Source organism: Streptomyces sp. MRC013 (genome assembly GCF_023614235.1).
Lineage (GTDB): Bacteria > Actinomycetota > Actinomycetes > Streptomycetales > Streptomycetaceae > Streptomyces.
Genome location: NZ_CP094264.1, coordinates 4368498 through 4387419, shown reverse-complemented (window position 1 = coordinate 4387419; position 18922 = coordinate 4368498). Strand labels below are relative to the sequence as shown.

Annotated in this window: 19 protein-coding genes and 1 pseudogene; 11 read left to right on the top strand and 9 right to left on the bottom strand. The window is 73.7% G+C overall.

The window, feature by feature from the left end; all coding sequences use genetic code 11:
- Positions 1 to 2 precede the first annotated feature (2 nt).
- From fabG to LUW75_RS19885, 3 genes are all read right to left on the bottom strand, one after another.
- The gene (gene fabG, locus LUW75_RS19895; RefSeq protein WP_250336832.1) at positions 3 to 722 is read right to left on the bottom strand and encodes a 3-oxoacyl-[acyl-carrier-protein] reductase; all 720 of its coding nucleotides are present in this window, start codon (positions 720 to 722) and stop codon (positions 3 to 5) included.
- Between the two features lie 170 nt (positions 723 to 892).
- Positions 893 to 1288, bottom strand: coding sequence for a type II toxin-antitoxin system VapC family toxin (locus LUW75_RS19890; protein ID WP_250336831.1), 396 nt, complete (start codon positions 1286 to 1288; stop codon positions 893 to 895).
- Positions 1285 to 1569, bottom strand: coding sequence for a type II toxin-antitoxin system Phd/YefM family antitoxin (locus LUW75_RS19885; RefSeq protein WP_250336830.1), 285 nt, complete (start codon positions 1567 to 1569; stop codon positions 1285 to 1287). Before LUW75_RS19885 ends, LUW75_RS19890 begins: the two co-directional genes overlap by 4 nt.
- 477 nt (positions 1570 to 2046) lie before the next feature.
- On the opposite strand from LUW75_RS19885, the gene LUW75_RS19880 reads away from it, so the two are divergent.
- The 5 genes from LUW75_RS19880 (at position 2047) to tyrS (ending at position 7694) form a co-directional block, all read left to right on the top strand.
- On the top strand, positions 2047 to 2907 hold the full coding sequence (locus tag LUW75_RS19880; protein WP_250336829.1) for a helix-turn-helix domain-containing protein: 861 nt from the start codon (positions 2047 to 2049) through the stop codon (positions 2905 to 2907).
- The gene (locus LUW75_RS19875; RefSeq protein WP_250336828.1) at positions 2904 to 3098 is read left to right on the top strand and encodes a DUF397 domain-containing protein; all 195 of its coding nucleotides are present in this window, start codon (positions 2904 to 2906) and stop codon (positions 3096 to 3098) included. Before LUW75_RS19880 ends, LUW75_RS19875 begins: the two co-directional genes overlap by 4 nt.
- A 277-nt stretch (positions 3099 to 3375) precedes the next feature.
- Positions 3376 to 4899, top strand: coding sequence for a TldD/PmbA family protein (locus LUW75_RS19870; protein WP_250336827.1), 1524 nt, complete (start codon positions 3376 to 3378; stop codon positions 4897 to 4899).
- 82 nt (positions 4900 to 4981) lie between these two features.
- Positions 4982 to 6373: a metallopeptidase TldD-related protein gene (locus LUW75_RS19865; protein ID WP_250336826.1), complete on the top strand. Its 1392-nt coding sequence runs from the start codon at positions 4982 to 4984 to the stop codon at positions 6371 to 6373.
- A gap of 52 nt (positions 6374 to 6425) precedes the next feature.
- A complete protein-coding gene (tyrS, locus tag LUW75_RS19860) occupies positions 6426 to 7694 on the top strand; it encodes a tyrosine--tRNA ligase (protein ID WP_250336825.1) in 1269 nt (422 codons plus the stop codon).
- Between the two features lie 106 nt (positions 7695 to 7800).
- On the opposite strand, the gene LUW75_RS19855 is transcribed toward tyrS, so the two are convergent.
- A complete protein-coding gene (locus LUW75_RS19855) occupies positions 7801 to 8079 on the bottom strand; it encodes a GlsB/YeaQ/YmgE family stress response membrane protein (protein WP_250336824.1) in 279 nt (92 codons plus the stop codon).
- Positions 8080 to 8263: 184 nt separating this feature from the next.
- On the opposite strand from LUW75_RS19855, the gene LUW75_RS19850 reads away from it, so the two are divergent.
- Positions 8264 to 8653 carry a DUF3099 domain-containing protein gene (locus LUW75_RS19850; protein ID WP_250336823.1) on the top strand — a complete coding sequence of 130 codons (390 nt, stop codon included), beginning with the start codon at positions 8264 to 8266 and terminating at the stop codon, positions 8651 to 8653.
- Positions 8654 to 8864: 211 nt separating this feature from the next.
- On the top strand, positions 8865 to 9110 hold the full coding sequence (locus tag LUW75_RS19845; RefSeq protein ID WP_250336822.1) for a hypothetical protein: 246 nt from the start codon (positions 8865 to 8867) through the stop codon (positions 9108 to 9110).
- Here the strand turns inward: LUW75_RS19845 and moaA are convergent.
- The 3 genes from moaA to LUW75_RS19830 form a co-directional block, all read right to left on the bottom strand.
- Positions 9093 to 10082, bottom strand: coding sequence for a GTP 3',8-cyclase MoaA (gene moaA, locus LUW75_RS19840; protein WP_250336821.1), 990 nt, complete (start codon positions 10080 to 10082; stop codon positions 9093 to 9095). The genes LUW75_RS19845 and moaA overlap by 18 nt on opposite strands.
- Before the next feature lie 162 nt (positions 10083 to 10244).
- Positions 10245 to 11858: a solute symporter family protein gene (locus tag LUW75_RS19835; RefSeq protein ID WP_250336820.1), complete on the bottom strand. Its 1614-nt coding sequence runs from the start codon at positions 11856 to 11858 to the stop codon at positions 10245 to 10247.
- Entirely contained in the window at positions 11855 to 12238 is a 384-nt protein-coding gene (locus LUW75_RS19830; RefSeq protein ID WP_250336819.1) for a DUF485 domain-containing protein, read from the bottom strand. The genes LUW75_RS19835 and LUW75_RS19830 overlap by 4 nt, the downstream gene beginning before the upstream one ends.
- A gap of 249 nt (positions 12239 to 12487) precedes the next feature.
- Between LUW75_RS19830 and LUW75_RS19825 the strand changes: the two genes are divergently transcribed.
- Entirely contained in the window at positions 12488 to 14020 is a 1533-nt protein-coding gene (locus LUW75_RS19825; RefSeq protein ID WP_250336818.1) for a S8 family serine peptidase, read from the top strand.
- A 104-nt stretch (positions 14021 to 14124) separates the two neighbouring features.
- Positions 14125 to 15506 (top strand): annotated as a pseudogene (locus LUW75_RS19820) (CoA transferase).
- A gap of 112 nt (positions 15507 to 15618) precedes the next feature.
- Here the strand turns inward: LUW75_RS19820 and LUW75_RS19815 are convergent.
- Positions 15619 to 16500 carry a sterol desaturase family protein gene (locus LUW75_RS19815; protein WP_250336817.1) on the bottom strand — a complete coding sequence of 294 codons (882 nt, stop codon included), beginning with the start codon at positions 16498 to 16500 and terminating at the stop codon, positions 15619 to 15621.
- A gap of 96 nt (positions 16501 to 16596) precedes the next feature.
- Entirely contained in the window at positions 16597 to 17307 is a 711-nt protein-coding gene (locus LUW75_RS19810) for a VIT1/CCC1 transporter family protein (RefSeq protein ID WP_250336816.1), read from the bottom strand.
- A 295-nt stretch (positions 17308 to 17602) separates the two neighbouring features.
- Here LUW75_RS19810 and LUW75_RS19805 point away from each other — a divergent pair, with 295 nt between their 5' ends.
- Together LUW75_RS19805 and LUW75_RS19800 are read left to right on the top strand one after the other, a co-directional pair.
- Positions 17603 to 18601 carry a DEDDh family exonuclease gene (locus LUW75_RS19805; protein WP_250336815.1) on the top strand — a complete coding sequence of 333 codons (999 nt, stop codon included), beginning with the start codon at positions 17603 to 17605 and terminating at the stop codon, positions 18599 to 18601.
- 54 nt (positions 18602 to 18655) lie between these two features.
- Complete coding sequence (locus LUW75_RS19800) at positions 18656 to 18889, top strand: hypothetical protein (RefSeq protein ID WP_168438080.1); 234 nt, start codon at positions 18656 to 18658, stop codon at positions 18887 to 18889.
- The last annotated feature ends 33 nt before the right edge of the window (positions 18890 to 18922 follow it).

Genomic DNA, 18922 nt, shown 5'->3' with positions numbered 1-18922 from the left:
ACTCAGTGACCCATGCCCAATCCGCCGTCAACCGGGATGACGGCTCCAGTGATGTACGAGGCGTCGTCCGACGCCAGGAAGCGCACCGCGGCCGCGATCTCCTCCGGCTGCGCGTAGCGGCCCAGCGGCACCTGCGAGACGATGCCGGCGCGCTGCTCGTCGGTGAGCACCTTGGTCATGTCGGTGTCGACGAAACCGGGCGCGACGACGTTGAAGGTGATGTTGCGGGAGCCGAGTTCCCGGGCGAGCGAGCGGGCGAAGCCGACCAGGCCGGCCTTGGAGGCGGCGTAGTTGGCCTGGCCCGCCGAGCCGAGCAGGCCGACGACGGAGGAGATGAGGACGACGCGGCCCTTCCTGGCGCGCAGCATGCCCCGGTTGGCCCGCTTCACGACGCGGAACGTGCCGGTCAGGTTGGTGTCGAGGACGGCGGTGAAGTCCTCCTCGGACATCCGCATGAGCAACTGGTCCCTGGTGACGCCGGCGTTGGCGACCAGGACCTCGACCGGGCCGTGCCTCTCCTCGATCTCCTTGTAGGCGGTCTCCACCTGCTCGGAGTCGGTGATGTCGCACCGGACGCCCAGGCAGCCCAGCTCGACCAGCTCGGCGGGCGGCTCGCCGGACCGGTAGGTGAACGCGACCTTGTCGCCGGCGTCGGCGAAAGCGCGGGCGATGGCGAGGCCGATGCCCCGGTTGCCTCCGGTGACGAGAACCGAGCGGCTCATCGGATCACCCTTTCGATAGCGGTTCTTTCCCCGCCCGGACGCCCGGATGACAGGGGCGGTGACGGGCGGCTCACCCGAAAACCTATCGGTCCCCGTCCGCGGCGGGACATCGGGGCACCGACAGTGGCGCTCGGGGCCGCCTGTCGGGTTCCTACAGTCCGGCCCCCGGGTCAGTCCGACATGCCGGGCGCGTCGGCCGGCAGTCCCTCGGCGCGGGCGGTCTCGAGCATCCCGCGGTCGTAGGTCACCAGGGCGGTCAGGTCGTCCCGCAGGGAGAGCGCGCTGGCCACGTGAATCGCGTCCAGCGTCCTCAAGCGCCCGACCAGGAGGGCCGCCGCGTCGCGCACCTGCCGGGTCAGGAGGATCTCGGTGATCCGGGCGTCCAGGTCCCCCATGGCTTTCGGGAAGTGCCCCATGAGGTCCTGGGTTCGTACGGTCTCCACGAAGCCGAGCGTGGTGGTGGCGAGCGGCTCCGCGGCCCGCTCCTGGAGGAAGGCGTCCAGCGCGCCCCAGTGGCCGCGTCGCGTCATCCACGTGACCAGCGCGGACGTGTCCGTGTAGATCAACGGTCGTCCTCTTCGCACTCGGCCAGCAGGAGCGCCACGGGGTCGACGTCTTCCGGCACCTCGTAGTGCGGCATGCCGTGGCGGTCGGCGCCGGTGACCGGCTTCAGCTTGATCTTCCCCTGCGCCACCAGGTGCGCGTACCGCTCCATGGGGCTGCCGGCGGGTGACAGTATCGCGATGACGTTGCCGCGCCGGGTGACCTGGATGGCCTCGCCCTTCTCGACGCGGGCGAAGACCGCGCCGGGGTTGTGCGAGAACTCGCGGACGGAAATGGTGCTCATACCGCGCTCCCCTCGCAGCAGGAACATTGTGCGTACACAACCCTGACAGTACCTACATCCGGCCGCCGCGGTCGTTTCCACCCGCCTCCGTGCCGCGCGGTGTCGACCGACTCGGCGAGGGCCCCGATGCCGGAGGCGAGGTCCACGGCCTGGTGGAGCACTCCGTCCCGTGGCGACGGCAGATAGGGCGCCGGGTCCGGCTTGAGCACGTGCCGGCCGACGGTGTCGAGGAAGCTCCGGTCCCGGTGGCGGAGAAGCACCGGGCGAACACACTTACGGTTACGGCCTCCCGGGCCCGGGGCGTCGGCCTGCGCCCCGCGCTCCGGCGCCCTCCCGGCCCCCGACAGGGACGACACCCGTACAAGCACGGCTGTACCGGTGCACACTCTGGACCGGATGGGTAACTCCCCGTGACCATGGGCGGGTCGGGCGGGATTGAGCACGGCGTGAAAGCGCGGGTACGGGAGGCACGCGGCGATGAGGGCGGACCACGGCGGAGGCGGCAACGGCGGCGCGAACGGCGCGGAGGCGGAAATCTCCGACAGCCTCAAGACCTTCGGCGCGGTACTCAAGGCACTGCGCGAGGAGTCCCGGCTGACGCAGGAGGAGTTCGCGCCACGGGTGCGGTACTCGACCGCCTACGTCGCCAAGATCGAGCAGGGGAAGCGGTTCCCGCCCGCGGACCTGCCCGCACGGGCGGAGGAGGCCCTGGGTCCGGTCGCGGCCAAGGTCCTCGCGGCGGCTGCGAGGAGCCTGACGCGGAGGGCGGGGCTGGCGTCGTGGTTCCGCCAGTGGGCGGGGGTCGAGGAGGAGGCGATCTCCCTGTACGCGTACGAGTGCCGGGCGATTCCGGGGCTGCTGCAGCCGGAGGGGTACATCCGGGCGATCTTCGACCGGCAGGTTCCCCCGCTGTCGGAGGAGCAGTTCGAAAGGCAAGTTGCTGCCCGACAGGAGCGTCAGCGGCTTTTGACCGAGCGCCCGAACACGGTGTTCTCGTTCCTGATCGAACAAGCGGTGCTTGAACGTCACCTCGGGGGTGTTGAGGTGGCACGCGCGGTCATCGGCAACCTCCTGGAACAGGGCAGCCGACGGAACATCGAGATCCTCGTCATGCCTCTGCGGCAGGAGGACCATTCCGGCGTCGACGGCCAGATGTACCTCGCTGAACGCGACAACCACCAATGGGTCGGATATGTCGAAGGACACGACAGCAGCACTCTGCTGACCGAGCCGAGACTGGTGAGTTCCATGCTCCAGCGCTATGGAAAGATGCGGTCACAGGCCCTGAGTCGTATGGCCACCGTGGACCTGCTGAGGGAGATGCGAGGAGCGCTATGAGCACCGAACTGGCCTGGTTCAAAAGCAGCTACAGCGGCAGTGGTGGCGGCAACTGCGTCGAGGTCGCCATGAGTCCCGCAACAGTCCACGTACGCGACTCCAAGGACACGGAGATCCGCGCCCTCGCCGTCACCCCGACCGCCTGGACGGCCTTCACCACACTCGCGGCCGACATGCCCCTGGACGGCTGAGCCCGCGTCGCACGTGACGCCGGCGGGCGGGTACGGGAACTGCTCCCGTACCCGCCCGCCGTTCCGTACCCGCACGCCCTGCCCCGCCCGTCCTCACCGAACAGGCCGACAGGCCGAGCCGGTCGAGCGCGTCGAGCCGTACGCCGCCGTCCCTCCCCCACCCCCTCGCCGCCGGTTTCCCTCCCCGTGAGCCCGTTCCGCGGGAGCCCCGCGGGCCGGACGTGGTTCACTGCCCGGGACGGTCGTCACCGACAAGCGGCAGAAGGGATCTCCACCTGTGGCCCATGACATCGATGAGGCGTTTCTCGCCCTGCCCCTGCGGGCGCTCGCCGACGCGGCGCTCGCGCGGGCCAGGGCGCTGGGCGCCGAGCACGCCGACTTCCGCTTCGAGCGGGTGCGCAGCGCCTCCTGGCGGCTGCGGGACGCGAAGCCGGCCGGGTCGTCGGACACGACGGACCTCGGGTACGCGGTGCGGGTGGTGCACGACGGGGCGTGGGGGTTCGCCTCCGGTGTGGACCTGACCATGGACGCCGCCGCGAAGGTCGCCTCCCAGGCGGTGGCGATGGCGAAGCTGTCGGCGCGGGTGATCGCGGCGGCGGGCAGTGACGAGAGGGTGGAACTGGCGGACGAGCCGGTGCACGCGGACCGGACGTGGGTCTCCTCGTACGAGGTCGACCCGTTCTCCGTGCCGGACGCCGAGAAGAGCGCGCTGCTGGCGGAGTGGAGCGCGCGGCTGCTGCGCGCGGAGGGCGTGGCCCACGTGGACGCGTCGCTGCTGACCGTCCACGAGAACAAGTTCTACGCCGACACGGCCGGCACGGTCACCACGCAGCAGCGGGTGCGGGTGCACCCGGAGCTCACGGCGGTCGCGGTGGACGCGGCGAGCGGCGAGTTCGAGTCGATGCGGACGCTGGCGCCGCCGGCCGGGCGCGGCTGGGAGTACCTGACGGGCACCGGCTGGGACTGGGACGCGGAACTGGAGGAGATCCCGGCGCTGCTGGCCGAGAAGATGCGGGCGCCGAGCGTGGAGGCGGGCACGTACGACCTGGTCGTCGACCCGTCGAACCTGTGGCTGACGATCCACGAGTCGGTCGGGCACGCCACCGAGCTGGACCGGGCGCTGGGGTACGAGGCGGCCTACGCGGGCACCTCGTTCGCGACCTTCGACCGGCTGGGCACGCTGCGGTACGGCTCGCCCGTGATGAACGTGACGGGCGACCGCACGGCCGAGCACGGGCTGGCGACGATCGGGTACGACGACGAGGGCGTCGAGGCGCAGTCCTGGGACCTGGTGCGGGACGGGGTGCTGGTCGGCTACCAGCTGGACCGGCGGATCGCCCGGCTGACGGGGCTCGGCCGCTCCAACGGGTGCGCGTTCGCGGACTCTCCGTCGCACGTGCCGGTGCAGCGGATGGCGAACGTGTCGCTGCTGCCGGAGCCGGGCGGGCTGTCGACGGAGGACCTGATCGGCGGCGTCGAGCGGGGCGTCTACGTGGTCGGCGACCGGTCGTGGTCGATCGACATGCAGCGGTACAACTTCCAGTTCACCGGGCAGCGGTTCTTCCGGATCGAGAACGGCCGGCTCGCGGGGCAGCTGCGGGACGTGGCGTACCAGGCGACGACCACGGACTTCTGGGGCTCGCTGGAGAAGGTCGGCGGCCCGCAGACGTACGTCCTGGGCGGCGCGTTCAACTGCGGCAAGGCCCAGCCGGGCCAGATCGCGGCGGTCTCGCACGGCTGCCCGTCCGCCCTTTTCCGGGGCGTGAACATCCTCAACACGGCGCGGGAGGCCGGTCGATGAGCGAGCGGAACACGACCCACCGGGGGTCCGGGGGTCGCCCCCCGGGCCAGCACAGTCTCAACACGGCGCGGGAGGCCGGTCGATGAGTGGCGTGAGCAAGCCGTACGAGATCGTCGAGCGGGCGCTGGAGTTGTCCCGCGCCGACGGGTGCGTCGTCCTCGCGGACGAGCACTCCTCCGCGAACCTGCGCTGGGCCGGGAACGCCCTGACCACCAATGGCGTCACGAGGGGCCGCACCCTCACCGTCGTCGCGACGGTCGACGGGGCCGAGGGCACGGCGTCGGGCGTCGTGTCCCGCTCGGCGGTGACCGCCGAGGAGCTGGAGCCGCTGGTGCGGGCGGCGGAGGCGGCGGCCCGCGCGGCGGGACCCGCCGAGGACGCGCAGCCGCTGGTGGCCGGGGCCCCGGAGTCACCGGGCTTCCGCGAGGCGCCGGCGGAGACGTCGCCGGCGGTGTTCGGGGACTTCGCGCCGGCGCTGGGCGAGGCCTTCGGCCGGGCCCGTGCCGGGGGCCGGGAGCTGTACGGGTTCGCCAGCCACGCGATGACCTCCACGTACCTGGGCACGTCGACGGGGCTGCGGCTGCGGCACGACCAGCCGAACGGGACGCTGGAGCTGAACGCGAAGTCGCCGGACCGCACCCGTTCGGCGTGGGCCGGGCGGGCCACCCGGGACTTCGCGGACGTGGACCCGCTGGCGATGGACGAGGGACTGGCGCGACGGCTGGAGTGGGCGCGGCGCAGGGTGGAGCTTCCGGCGGGGCGGTACGAGACGCTGCTGCCGCCGACGGCGGTGGCGGACCTGCTGGTCTACCAGCAGTGGTCGGCGGCGGCCCGGGACGCGGCGGAGGGCCGGACGGTGTTCTCCCGGCCGGGCGGCGGCACCCGGGTCGGGGAGCGGCTGGCGACGCTGCCGCTGACGCTGCGCAGCGACCCGGCGGAACCCGGTCTGGAGTCGGCGCCGTTCGTGATCGCGCACGCGTCGGGCGACGACGCGTCGGTGTTCGACAACGGGCTGCCGTTGGAGCCGGTCCACTGGATCCGGGAGGGCCGGCTGGAGCGGCTGGTCGCGACCCGGCACAGCGCGGCGCTGACCGGGTCGCCGGTGGCCCCCGGCGCGGGCAACCTGGTCCTGGAGGGCGGGGACGGCCGGTCGCTGGAGGAGATGGTGGCCTCGACCGGGCGGGGGCTGCTGCTGACGTGCCTGTGGTACATCCGCGAGGTCGACCCGGCGACGCTGCTGCTGACCGGCCTGACCCGGGACGGGGTGTACCTGGTCGAGGACGGGGAGGTGGTCGCGGAGGTGAACAACTTCCGGTTCAACGAGTCGCCGGTGGACCTGCTCGGGCGCGTCTCGGAGGCGGGGCGGACGGAGCGGACGCTGCCGCGGGAGTGGGGCGACTGGTTCACCCGGGCCGCGATGCCGCCGCTGCGGGTGCCGGACTTCCACATGAGCTCGGTCAGCCGGGGCGTGTGACGCCCCTAGACTGACCGCACCGGCAGACACGCATCGAGGAGGCAGGGGACCCGTGACGGACATCGTCGACGAGCTCAAGTGGCGCGGGCTGTTCGCCCAGTCCACCGACGAGGAGGCCCTGCGCGGGGCTCTCGCGGACGGTCCCGTCACCTTCTATTGCGGCTTCGACCCGACCGCCCCCAGCCTGCACGTGGGACACCTGGTACAGGTGCTGACCATGCGCCGGCTCCAGTTGGCGGGCCACCGCCCGCTGGCGCTGGTGGGCGGGGCGACGGGGCAGATCGGCGACCCCAAGCCGACCGCCGAGCGCACGCTGAACTCCCCGGAGACGGTCGCGGTGTGGGTGGAGCGGGTGCGCTCGCAGATCGAGCCGTTCCTGGTCTTCGAGGGCGACAACGCGGCCACCATGGTCAACAACCTCGACTGGACGGGCGGGATGTCCGCCATCGAGTTCCTGCGGGACATCGGCAAGCACTTCCGGGTCAACCGGATGCTCACCAAGGACTCGGTGGCCCGGCGTCTGGAGTCCGAGCAGGGGATCAGCTACACCGAGTTCTCGTACCAGCTGCTGCAGGGCATGGACTTCCTGGAGCTGTACCGGCGGTACGGCTGCGTCCTCCAGCAGGGCGGCAGCGACCAGTGGGGCAACCTCACGGCCGGGCTCGACCTGATCCACCGCCTGGAGCCGGAGGCGGAGGTCCACGCGCTGGCGACGCCGCTGATGACGAAGGCGGACGGCACCAAGTTCGGCAAGACCGAGGGCGGCGCCGTCTGGCTGGACCCGGAGATGACCACGCCGTACGCGTTCTACCAGTTCTGGCTGAACGTGGACGACCGGGACGTCTCGCGGTACATGCGGATCCTCAGCTTCAGGGGCCGTGAGGAGCTGGAGGAGCTGGAGGGGGCCACCGAGGAGCGCCCGCAGGCCCGCGCGGCGCAGCGCGCGCTGGCCGAGGAGCTGACGACGCTGGTGCACGGCGCGGAGCAGTGCGCCGCCGTGGTCGCCGCGTCGAAGGCGCTGTTCGGCCAGGGCGAGCTCGCCGAGCTGGACGAGGCGACGCTGTCGGCGGCGCTGTCGGAGCTGCCGCGGGCGGTGGTCCCGGGACCGGGTCCGGTGGTGGACCTGTTCGCCGAGGCCGGCCTGGTGCCGAGCAAGTCGGCGGCACGGCGCACGGTGAAGGAGGGCGGCGCCTACGTGAACAACGTGAAGGTGACCGCCGAGGACGCCGAGGTGTCCGCCGGCGATCTGCTGCACGGGCGCTGGCTCGTCCTGCGCCGGGGCAAGAAGAACCTGGCGGCGGTCGAGGTCACGGCCGGCTGAGCGGTCCGGGCGGCCGGGCGGCCCGGGGGCTCACGTCCCCGGGCCGCCCCCGTTCGTGCCGGCACCCGCCGGGCCGGCCGGCCCCGGGACCGGGTGCCTCGGCCGATCAGGCGCGCTGGCGGCGACCGCCGCGCATGGCCATGTACAGCATGTCGCCGAGACCGACGGTGATCACCGCGGCGGCGACCTGGAGGGCGTGGCGCCCCCAGTCGATGCCGGGGGTCGCCTCGATCCCGAAGGCCCGGGCCAAGGCGTTGCCGACGAGGCCGCCGATGATGCCGAAGATAGTGATCAGCCAGAGTGGGCTGTGCTGCTTGCCCGGAATGATGGCCTTGGCCAGCAGGCCCAGCACGAGTCCCACGATAATCGCCCACAACCAGCCCATGGCTGCCTCCTCGGAACGGATCGACGTGAGCAGTCCCTGACAGTTTCGGCCCACGGCGCGCGGGGCGCACGTCGGCGGCGTCCGTACGTGGGGAGGGGCGGGCCGGAGCCGTCGCCGCGGGCGTACCGTGGAAGGAGGTCCGGTCCGAGGAGCGACCGGCGCGCGAGGTCGGCGGTGGAACGCGATGCACAAGCACGGCGGTGCCCAGGTCTTCACCATCACGGGTGCCCGGCAGGGGTTGGCGGACGACGTCCGCGGCAGGCAGCGGCGGTACGTGATCTCGATGTCGGTCCGTACCGCGTCGGTGATCGCGGCGGCGGCGCTGTGGAACGTCGAGCGGCACGTGGCGGTCGTGGCGCTGGTACTCGGCGTCGTCCTGCCGTACGTCGCGGTGGTCGTCGCCAACGCCGGGCGGGAGACGGCGCCGAAGCCGCCGTCCACGTTCGTGTCGGCTCCCCCCGTGGCGCACCCGGTGCTGGAGGCGCCGGGGCCCCGGGCGGAGGACGCGGGGCAGACCGACGGCGGGCGGTCCGGGGAGGCGGGGGCCGGGGAGGCGGGGGCCGGGCGGGGCTGAGCCCGCCGCGGGCGCGTGGAGGTGCGCCGTGCCCGCGGTCCGGGGACCCGCCGGAGGGCCGGATCAATAGCGGGTTCCGGTGCACCCGGCCGGGCTGTGCGTGACATACTGCGTAGGCGCTCCGCATCCCCCGTCGGAGCGACGGACCGACGCCGGGCAGCTCCCCCGTGGCTGCCCGGCGTCGCTTTTGTCCGTACGTGGTTGTTGGGACATGGCTGTGAGCGACGAGAATCCCCCGATCTGTTCCGCCAAGGGCTGCCGGACCGCCGCCGTGTGGGTCCTGGCGTGGAACAACCCGAAGCTGCACTCCCCCGAGCGCCGCAAGACGTGGCTGGCGTGCGAGGAGCACCGGGAGCACCTGTCGCACTTCCTCGGTGCGCGCGGGTTCCTGAAGGACGTCGTGGCGCTGGCCGAGTGGGAGGCGCCGCCGGGACCGGGGTCAGCCGCCGATCGCTGACATCGGGCGGTCGGGCTGGAGGAACCCGGGGTCGTCCAGGCCGGAACCGGCCTTCTTGCCCCACATGGCCTGCCGCCAGAGGCGGGCGATCTCCCCGTCCGGCGCCCCGGAGCGCAGCGCGCCGCGCAGGTCGGTCTCCTCGCGGGCGAAGAGGCAGGTGCGGACCTGGCCGTCGGCGGTGAGCCGGGTGCGGTCGCACGCGCGGCAGAACGGGCGGGTGACGGAGGCGATCACACCGACGCGGTGCGGTCCGCCGTCGACGACCCACCGTTCGGCGGGCGCGGAGCCGCGCTCCGCGTCGCCCTCGGGGGTGAGCGTGAAGCGGGTCCGCAGGGAGGCGAGGACGTCCCCGGCGGTGATCATGCCGTCGCGCTTCCAGCCGTGCTGGGCGTCGAGGGGCATCTGCTCGATGAAGCGCAGTTCGTAGTCGTGGGCGACGGCCCAGGCGAGCAGGTCGGGGGCCTCGTCGCCGTTGAGCCCCGGCATCAGCACGGTGTTGACCTTGACGGGGGTGAGGCCGGCGTCCCGGGCGGCGGCCAGGCCCTCCAGGACGTCGTGGTGGCGGTCGCGGCGGGTGAGGGCCTTGAAGACGTCGGGCCGCAGCGTGTCCAGGGAGACGTTGACCCGGTCGAGGCCGGCGTCCCTGAGGGCGGTGGCGGTGCGGCCCAGGCCGATGCCGTTGGTGGTCAGCGACAGCCCGGGGCGGGGCTCCAGGGCCGCGCACCGCTCGACGATCGAGACCAGCCCGGGGCGCAGCAGGGGTTCGCCGCCGGTGAAGCGGACCTCGGTGACGCCGAGGTCGGTGACGGCTGTCCGCACGAGGCGGACGATCTCGTCATCGGTGAGGAGGTCCGGCTTGCCGAGCCACTGCAGGCCCTCCTCGGGCATGCAGTACGTGCAGCGCAGGTTGCACCGGTCCGTGAGCGAGACCCGGAGGTCGGTGGCCACACGGCCGTACGTGTCGATGAGCACGGTGGGCGCCCTCTCGGTTCGATCAGCTGTTCGTGTGGGGTCCTCCTCCGAGCCTACGTGACCCGCGCCCCCCTTTCGCGGGCGTCCGCCCCGGGGACGGCGGGGCCGCGCCGCGGGGTCCACGGCGCGGCCCCGCGGGCGGCGGCCCGGGGCGGGCGGGGGTCAGTGCGCCCCGACACCGGTGAGGGACTTGACCTCCAGTTCGGCGTACTTGCCCTCGTCGGGCCGCTCCTTCGACAGCAGGGAGCCGAGCCAGCCGAGCAGGAAGCCCAGCGGGATGGAGACGAGGCCGGGGTTCTCCAGCGGGAACCAGGCGAAGTCCGCGTCCGGGAACATGGAGCCGGCCCTGCCGGAGACGACCGGGGAGAACAGGACGAGGACGACGGAGGACGTCAGGCCGCCGTAGATCGACCACAGGGCGCCCGGGGTGGTGAAGCGCTTCCAGAACAGGCTGTAGAGGATCGTCGGCAGGTTGGCCGAGGCGGCGACCGCGAAGGCGAGGGCGACGAGGCCGGCGACGTTGAGGTCGCGGGCGAGCGTGCCGAGCCCGATGGAGACGACGCCGATGAGGACGGTCGCCCAGCGGGCGGCGCGCACCTCCTCCCGCTCGGTCGCCCGGCCCCTGCGGATGACGTTGGCGTAGATGTCGTGCGCGAAGGACGAGGACGAGGCCAGGGTGAGCCCGGCGACGACGGCGAGGATCGTCGCGAAGGCGACCGCCGAGACCACGGCCAGCAGGATCGCGCCGCCCGCGGAGTCCGCCCCGCCGACGTGCAGCGCGAGCAGCGGGGCGGCGGTGTTGCCGGCCTTGTTCGACGCGGTGATCTCGGCCGGGCCGACGAGGGCGGCGGCACCGAAGCCGAGCGCGATCGTCATCAGGTAGAAGGCGCCGATGATGCCGATGGCCCAGTTGACGGAGGTGCGGGCGGCCTTGGCGGTGGGCACGGTGTAGAAGCGGATGAGGATGTGCGGCAGCCCGGCGGTGCCGAGGACCAGCGCGACGCCGAGCGAGACGAAGTCGAGCTTCGAGGTGGCGTCGGCGCCGTACTTGAGGCCGGGCTCCAGGAAGGCGGTGCCCCTGCCGCTGTTCTCGGCGGCCTCGCCGAGCAGTTCGGAGACGTTGAAGCCGTACTTCAGCAGCACCAGGAAGGTGACGAGCAGGGTGCCCGCGATGAGCAGGACGGCCTTGACCATCTGCACCCACGTGGTGCCCTTCATCCCGCCGATGGTCACGTAGACGATCATCAGCACGCCGACCAGCGCCACGATGGCGATCTTGCCGGCGTCGCTGGTGATGCCCAGCAGCAGGGAGACCAGGACGCCCGCGCCGGCCATCTGGGCCAGCAGGTAGAAGACCGACACGATGATGGTGGACGCGCCGGCGGCGGTGCGGACGGGGCGCTGGCGCATCCGGTACGCGAGGACGTCGCCCATTGTGAAGCGGCCGGAGTTGCGCAGCGGCTCGGCGACGAGCAGCAGGGCGACCAGCCAGGCGACGAGGAAGCCGATGGAGTAGAGGAAGCCGTCGTAACCGAAGAGGGCGATGGCGCCGGCGATGCCGAGGAACGACGCGGCGGACATGTAGTCGCCGGAGATGGCGAGGCCGTTCTGGAAGCCGGTGAACTGCCGGCCGCCCGCGTAGAAGTCGGCGGCGCTCCTGGTCTGCCGGCCGGCCCACACGGTGATGAGCAGGGTGGCGACGACGAAGCAGGCGAAGAGGGTGACGATCAGCGGCCGGTGCTCGCTCGCGGCTCCGGCGGCGGCGAGGGGGCTCATGCGTCGGCCTCCGGACGCGGTCCGTCCTCCATGCGGGCCCTGATGGCCTCGGCCCTGGGGTCGAGCTTCGCGGCCGCGTGCCGCGCGTAGAGCCAGGCGATGAGGAACGTCGACGCGAACTGGGCGACGCCCAGGAGAAGCGCCACGTTGACGTTCCCGACCACCCTGACGCCCATGAGGCCGCCCGCGTAGTTGGAGAGCAGCACGTAGAGCAGGTACCAGGCGATGAAGGCGACGGTGAGGGGGAAGGCGAAGGAGCGGTAGGCGCGGCGCAGTTCGCCGAACTCCTCGCTCCGCTGGGTCCGTACGAACGCCTCCGTCGGGGGCTGGGCGGGAGCGGTGTCCGCTCCCCGCGGGGGCGGTGGTGCTTCGGTGGCCACGGGAACTCCTCGCTGCGCGGTGCTGTGGGCATGGGCGGGGTCGCTTCACGGGTGCCGGGAGGCCCGTCCGGGCCCCCCTCTCCGTCGACGTCACGGAGCGTGGCACAGCGTGGTTCACCCCACATCTTCTTTCCACACCTTTTCTTCACCGAACACATTGCTGATCGGAGAGGATCAGCGATAGCTTCGCTCGTCATGTACCCGCCCATCCTGTATGCGGGCGGACCTCACGAACGATGTGGAGAACCCATGGCTCACCTGGGAACCAGGCGCGGGCGCGCACTCGCTCTGCCCGTCGGCCTGGCCCTCACGGCCTCGCTCGGCTTCCTGCCGGCGGGCGCCGCCTCGGCCGCGACCGTCGAAAGCGCCCCGGTCGCCGTCGCGGCGGACGGCCCCACCATGTCCTACGTGGTGAACACGGAGGGCGGTCGCCACACCGCCAAGGTGCGGAAGGCGATATCCGAGGCCGGCGGCACGGTGGTGGCGTCGTACGACGCGATCGGCGTCATCGTCGTCCACTCCAAGAACCCGGCGTTCGCGCAGACCATCCGCGCCGTCAAGGGCGTGGAGTCGGCGGGCGCGACCCGCACCGCCCCGCTGGCGCCGGTCGCCACCACGGAGGTCGGGGAGGCCTCCGAGCCGCTCACCGCCGCCGAGGCCCGCGCCGCCGCCGCGGCCGCGGAGGACGGCCAGGACCCGCTGGAGCCGATGCAGTGGAGCCTGCCCGCCATCAAGGCGGACAAGGCGCACGACATCACCCTCGGCAGCAGCAAGGTCACCGTCGGCGTGATCGACACCGGTGTCGACGACACCCACCCCGACCTCGCGCCCAACTTCGACCGCGCCGCCTCCGCGAGCTGCGTGACCGGCAAGGCCGACACCACCGAGGGCTCCTGGCGTCCCGCCGAGGGCGAGAGCGACCACGGCACGCACGTCGCCGGGACGATCGCCGCCGCGAAGAACGGCATCGGCGTCACCGGTGTCGCGCCGGGCGTGAAGATCTCCGGCATCAAGGTGTCGAACCCGGACGGCTTCTTCTACACCGAGGCCGTCGTCTGCGGCTTCATGTGGGCGGCCGAGCGCGGCATCGAGGTCACCAACAACAGCTACTACGTCGACCCGTGGATGTTCAACTGCAAGAACGACCTCGACCAGGGCGCCCTGGTCGAGGCGCTGCAGCGGGCCACCCGGTACGCGGAGCGCAGGGGCACGGTCAACGTCGCGGCGGCCGGCAACTCGGCGTTCGACCTGGCGTCCGACGAGATCACGGACACCTCGAGCCCCAACGACACGACCCCGGCCGACCGCGTGATCGACCCGAGCGAGTGCCCCGACATCCCGACGATGCTGCCCGGCGTCGTCACCGTCTCCTCGACCGGCGCCAAGGACCTGAAGGCGTCGTACTCGAACTACGGCCTGGGCGTCGTGGACGTCGCCGCCCCGGGCGGCGACCGGACCGAGTACCAGACGCCGGAGGCTCCCGCCGTGAACGGCCGGATCCTGTCGACGACGGTCAACGGCGGCTACAACTACAAGGCGGGCACCTCCATGGCGTCCCCGCACGCCGCGGGCGTCGTGGCGCTGATCAAGTCGAAGCACCCCCGCGCCACCCCGGCGATGGTGAAGGCGCTGCTGTTCGCGCAGGCCGACGACCGCGCCTGCACCAACCCGTACGACATCGACGGCGACGGCGCCGTCGACGCGGTGTGCGAGGGCGGGAAGCGCCACAACGGCTTCTACGGCACCGGCCTGGTCGACGCGCTGGACGCGGTGCGCCGGTGATGCACGTCTGATAGGGGAGGGAGAGCCCGGGCGCGCGAGCCGTGCCCGGGCTCTTTCATGTCCGGACCCTTCCCCGAAGTGGCACTCGGTGCCATGATCGAGGGATGGACAGGGCAACCAGCCGGGCATGGGCGGCACTCGGTGCCGAGCAGGAGATGCTGGAGCACGTGTCGTACACCCGGGCGCCGGACGCGCTGACCGCGCGCCTGCCCGTGCTGGAGGCGGCGCGCGCGGCGGTCGCGGTGTGCGCGCTGGCGGCCGCGGAGCTCGCCGCCGCACGGCACGGGGGGCCGGTGCCGCGGGTCCGGGTGGACGACGGCGCGGTGGCGACGGCCTTCCGCAGCGAGCGGTTCGCACGGCTGGACGGGCGGGTGTGGGGCGGCTTCGCCCCGCTGTCCCGGTTCTGGCGCACGGCCGACGGGTGGGTGCGCACCCACGCCAACTACCCGCACCACCGGGACCGCCTGCTGGCCGCGCTGGGACTGCCGGCCGGGTCGGACGCCCGGGGGTGGCCGAGGCGCTGGCCGGGCGGCGCGCGGCGGAGGTGGAGGACGCCGTGTACGCGGTCGGGGGGCTGGCCGTCGCCGTGCGGGACGCCGCCGCGTGGGCCGGGCTGGAGCAGGGCGCCCTGGTGGCGGAGCGGCCGCTGCTGGCGCTGGAGCGGGTGGACGGGGCGCCCGGACCGGTACGGCGGGGGGCCGGCGCGGCGCCGCCGTGCGCCGGGGTGCGGGTGCTGGACCTGACGCGGGTGCTGGCCGGACCGGTCGCCACGCGGACGCTGGCGCTGCTGGGCGCGGACGTCCTGCGGGTGGACCCGCCGGGGCTGCCGGAGAGCCCGGGGGCGCACGACGACACCGGCCTCGGCAAGCGGTCGGCCCTCCTGGACCTGCGGCGGGGCGCGGACCGGAGGGTCTTCGAGGAACTGCTGGCGGCGGCCGACGTGGTGGTGACCGGCTACCGGCCGGGCGCGCTGGACCGGTTCGGGCTGGCCCCCGAGGCACTGGTCGAGCGCCGCCCCGGCCTGGTGGCCGCACGGCTGTCGGCGTGGGGCGCGTACGGGCCCTGGGGTGGGCGGCGCGGCTTCGACAGCCTGGTCCAGGCGGCGACGGGCATCGCCCTGACGGAGGGCGACCGGGAGGCGCCCGGGGCACTCCCGGCGCAGGCCCTCGACCACGGCACGGGCTACCTGGTGGCCGCCGCGGTGCTGCGCGCCCTGACGGAGCGCCGGCGGAGCGGCGGGAGCTGGCGGGTGGAGGCGGCGCTGGCGCAGACGGCGCACTGGCTGGTGCACGGCACGCACCGCACCCCGCCGGACGGGGAGCCGTCCGGCCCCCCGTACGCGCCCGGGCGCTGGCTGTGGGAGCGGACCACCCCGCTGGGCCGGCTGCGCCACGCCCTGTCCCCCGTCGGCTACGAGGGCGGCCCCGGGGACTGGGCTCGGCCGCCGGGCCGGTGGGGGGCGGACGCCCCGCGCTGGACCGCCTGAGCGCCCCGCGCCGGGGGGCGGCGGGCGCTCCGTGCGGGGCGCGGTCCCCGGGCCGGCCGCGGGCCGCCGGGTGGCGGGCCCCGCCGCGTGAGCCGCGCGGGGCGCCCGCGGTTCACACCGCGCCCTCCCCCGCGGAGCCGGGGCCGGCTGCGGGCGGCGGGGGCGCGGGCTGCCAGCCGGGACCCCGGAGGACCCGGCCGGCGCGCTCCCGCCAGGACCGGGCGTCGCGCAGGTCGCGGGCGATGGCGGCGTACTCGTGGGTGGCGACGCGCAGCGGGTTGTACGTGTCGATGTTCTTGGTGAGGCCGTAGACGGGCCGTTCGGTCTCGGCCGCGAAGGAACCGAACAGCCGGTCCCAGAGGATGAGGATGCCGCCGAAGTTCCGGTCGAGGTAGCCGCCCTGGGAGGCGTGGTGCACCCGGTGGTGGGAGGGGGTGTTGAAGACGTACTCGACGGGCCGCGGCAGTCTGCCGATCCGCTCGGTGTGCACCCAGAACTGGTACACGAGGTTGACCGAGTAGCAGAGGAACACCGCGGCCGGGGGCACCCCGCAGACGATCATCGGCAGGAAGAACGGCCAGACGGTCAGCGAGGTCCACGGCTGGCGCAGCGCGGTCGTGAGGTTGAACCGGCGGCTGGAGTGGTGGACGACGTGGCAGGCCCACAGGACGCGGACGACGTGGTGGCCGCGGTGGGACCAGTAGTAGAGGAAGTCCTGCGCGAGCAGCACCGGCGGGATCGTCCACCACACGACGGGGACGCGGGCCGGGGTGAGCGCGTGGACGGCCTCGAACAGCGCCAGGGCCGGGATCTTCCACAGCAGGTCGAAGACGACGCTGCCGAGGCCCATGCCGACGCTGGTGGCGGAGTCCCTGGCCTCGTACCCGGCGGCGCCGTCGTCGGGGCGCAGCCGGCAGCCGGCCAGCTCCACGGCGATGAGCAGGACGAAGGCGGGTATCGACCACGTCACGGGGTCGGGCGGGTCCGGCGGCACGCGAGCACCGTAGGGCAGGGCGCCGGGCCGGGGCCAGAGGTTGTTACCGACAAGTATGCGAGACGGCCCGCCGACGTCCCCGGCGCGCGCCCGCCGTTAGGCCCCGGCCGCCCCCAGCAGTGATCCCGCCGCGTACGTCACGGCCATGGCCACCGCTCCCCCGCCCACCACGCGCACCACCGCCGGGCGGGCGGGCGCCGAGCCGAGGCGGGCGCTCCACCAACCGGTCAGCGTGAGTGCGGCGAGGACCGACACGACGGTGATCCACAGCCGGGCGGACGCGGGCGGGCACACGATGGCGAGCAGCGGCAGCAGCGCGCCGACCGTGAAGGCGAGGAAGCTCGCGGCGGCGGCGTGCCACGGGTTCGTCAGGGCGTCCGGGTCGATCCCCAGCTCCACCCGCGCGTGGGCCCGCAGCGCGTCGCGCTCCGTCAGCTGCTCGGCCGCCTCGCGCGCGACGCCCCGGGACAGTCCCCGCCCGGCGAGCAGGTCGGTCAGCTCGTCGAGTTCGGCCTCCGGCTGCTCCCGCAGCTCCCGCCGCTCCACCGCCAGGGCCGCCTTCTCCGAGTCCCGCTGCGTGGACACGGACACGTACTCGCCGACCGCCATCGACATGGACCCGGCGAGCAGCCCGGCGAGGCCGGCGGTCAGGAGGGCCGAGCGCTCGGTGGTGGCGCCCGCGACGCCCACGACGAGTCCGGCGGTGGACACGATGCCGTCGTTCGCCCCGAGCACGGCGGCGCGCAGCCAGTTGAGCCGCGTCCCCAGTCCCTCCTCGGGCGCTTCCCGCTCCGTCGGTTCCGTCACGGGCCGAGCGTCTCACCCGCGCGGGGGTCCGCCGGGAAACGGCGCGCTGGCGGCGCGCGGCACGCCCGTGCGGGCGCCCCCCGCCGCTCCGCGCGCCGGGAAGCCGTCCGCGCCCCGCGGGGCGCCCTTCCGCCGCCGCACCGATGCCTCCCCGGGCCGGGTCGGCGAGGGGCCCCGCCCGGAGGCGCGCCGGGCGGGGAACCGCCCGGCCCGGGGGCGGCCCCGCCCCGCGGGCGCGGGGCCGGGACCGGACCGGGCCCCGGGATGTCGGCGGCGGGCCCTATTCTCGGTAACCATGCTCGACGACCGTACGACAGCAGCAGCGTGGCCGCCCGCCTACCCGCAGGGGTACGCGGTCGTCGACGTGGAGACCACCGGGCTCTCGCCGCACGACCGGATAGTGTCCGCCGCCGTCTACCGGCTGGACGCGCGCGGCGGGGTGGAGGACCACTGGTACACGCTGGTCAACCCGGAGCGCGACCCCGGCCCGGTGCGGATCCACGGCCTGACGAGCGACGTGCTGGAGGGCGCGCCGCTCTTCGCCGACGTGGCCGCCGAGTTCTCGGAGCGGCTCGACGGGCGCGTCCTGGTCGCCCACAACGCGTACTTCGACTGGACGATGATCGCCCGCGAGTACGCCCGGGCCGAGCGCACCGCGCCGGTGCGGCAGCGGTTGTGCACCATGGCGCTGGCGAGGGAGCTGGCGCTGCCGCTGCCCAACATGAAGCTGGAGTCGCTCGCCGCCCACTTCGGCGTCCGGCAGCGGCGGGCCCACCACGCGCTGGACGACGCGCGGGTGCTGGCGGAGGCGTTCCGGCCGAGCCTGCACGCGGCGGCCGAGCGCGGCGTACGGCTTCCCCTCCTGGAGTGCCGCCCGCTCGTCGAGTGGTCGGCGCCGCCCGGCGGGGGGACGCCCGCCGGCGGGGCCGCGTACCGCTCCGGGGCCCGGCGCCCGGCGCGCAGGCGCCCGGCGTGCCCGTACCCCAACCCCGGGCGGTACGAGCCGGGCGGGCCGCTCAGGCAGGGGATGCGGGTGGCGTTCTCGGGCGACACCTCCGTCGAACGCGAGCTGCTGGAGGACCGGGCCGTCGAGGCGGGACTGCACGTGGCGACCGCCGTCTCGCGGCTGACCAGCCTGCTGGTCACCAACGACCCGGACGCCGCCACGTCGAAGGCGGTCAGGGCCAGGTCGTTCGGCACGCCCGTCCTCGACGAGGCCGCCTTCACCCATCTGCTGCGGGACGTGGCGCCGGCCCGCGGCCGAACCGCGGGGGCCGCCCGGTCGAACGGGTGACGGCCGGGCGCGCCGCCCTCCGTTCCGGCCGCCGCGCCCCGCACCCTGTGGCGCATGGCACGTTGTGAGGTCTGCGGAAACGAGTACGGCATGTCCTTCGAGGTGCACGCGCAGGGCGCCGTGCACGTCTTCGACTGCTTCGCCTGCGCCATCCACCGCATGGCGCCCATCTGCGAGCACTGCCGCGTCCAGATCATCGGGCAGGGCGTGGAGGCGGACGGCCGCTGGTTCTGCGGCGCGCACTGCGCCCGGGCGGAGGGCGAGGTGAGGATCGTCGACAAGGTGTGACCCGGGGGCGGGCCCCGGCGGCGGCGGGAGTAC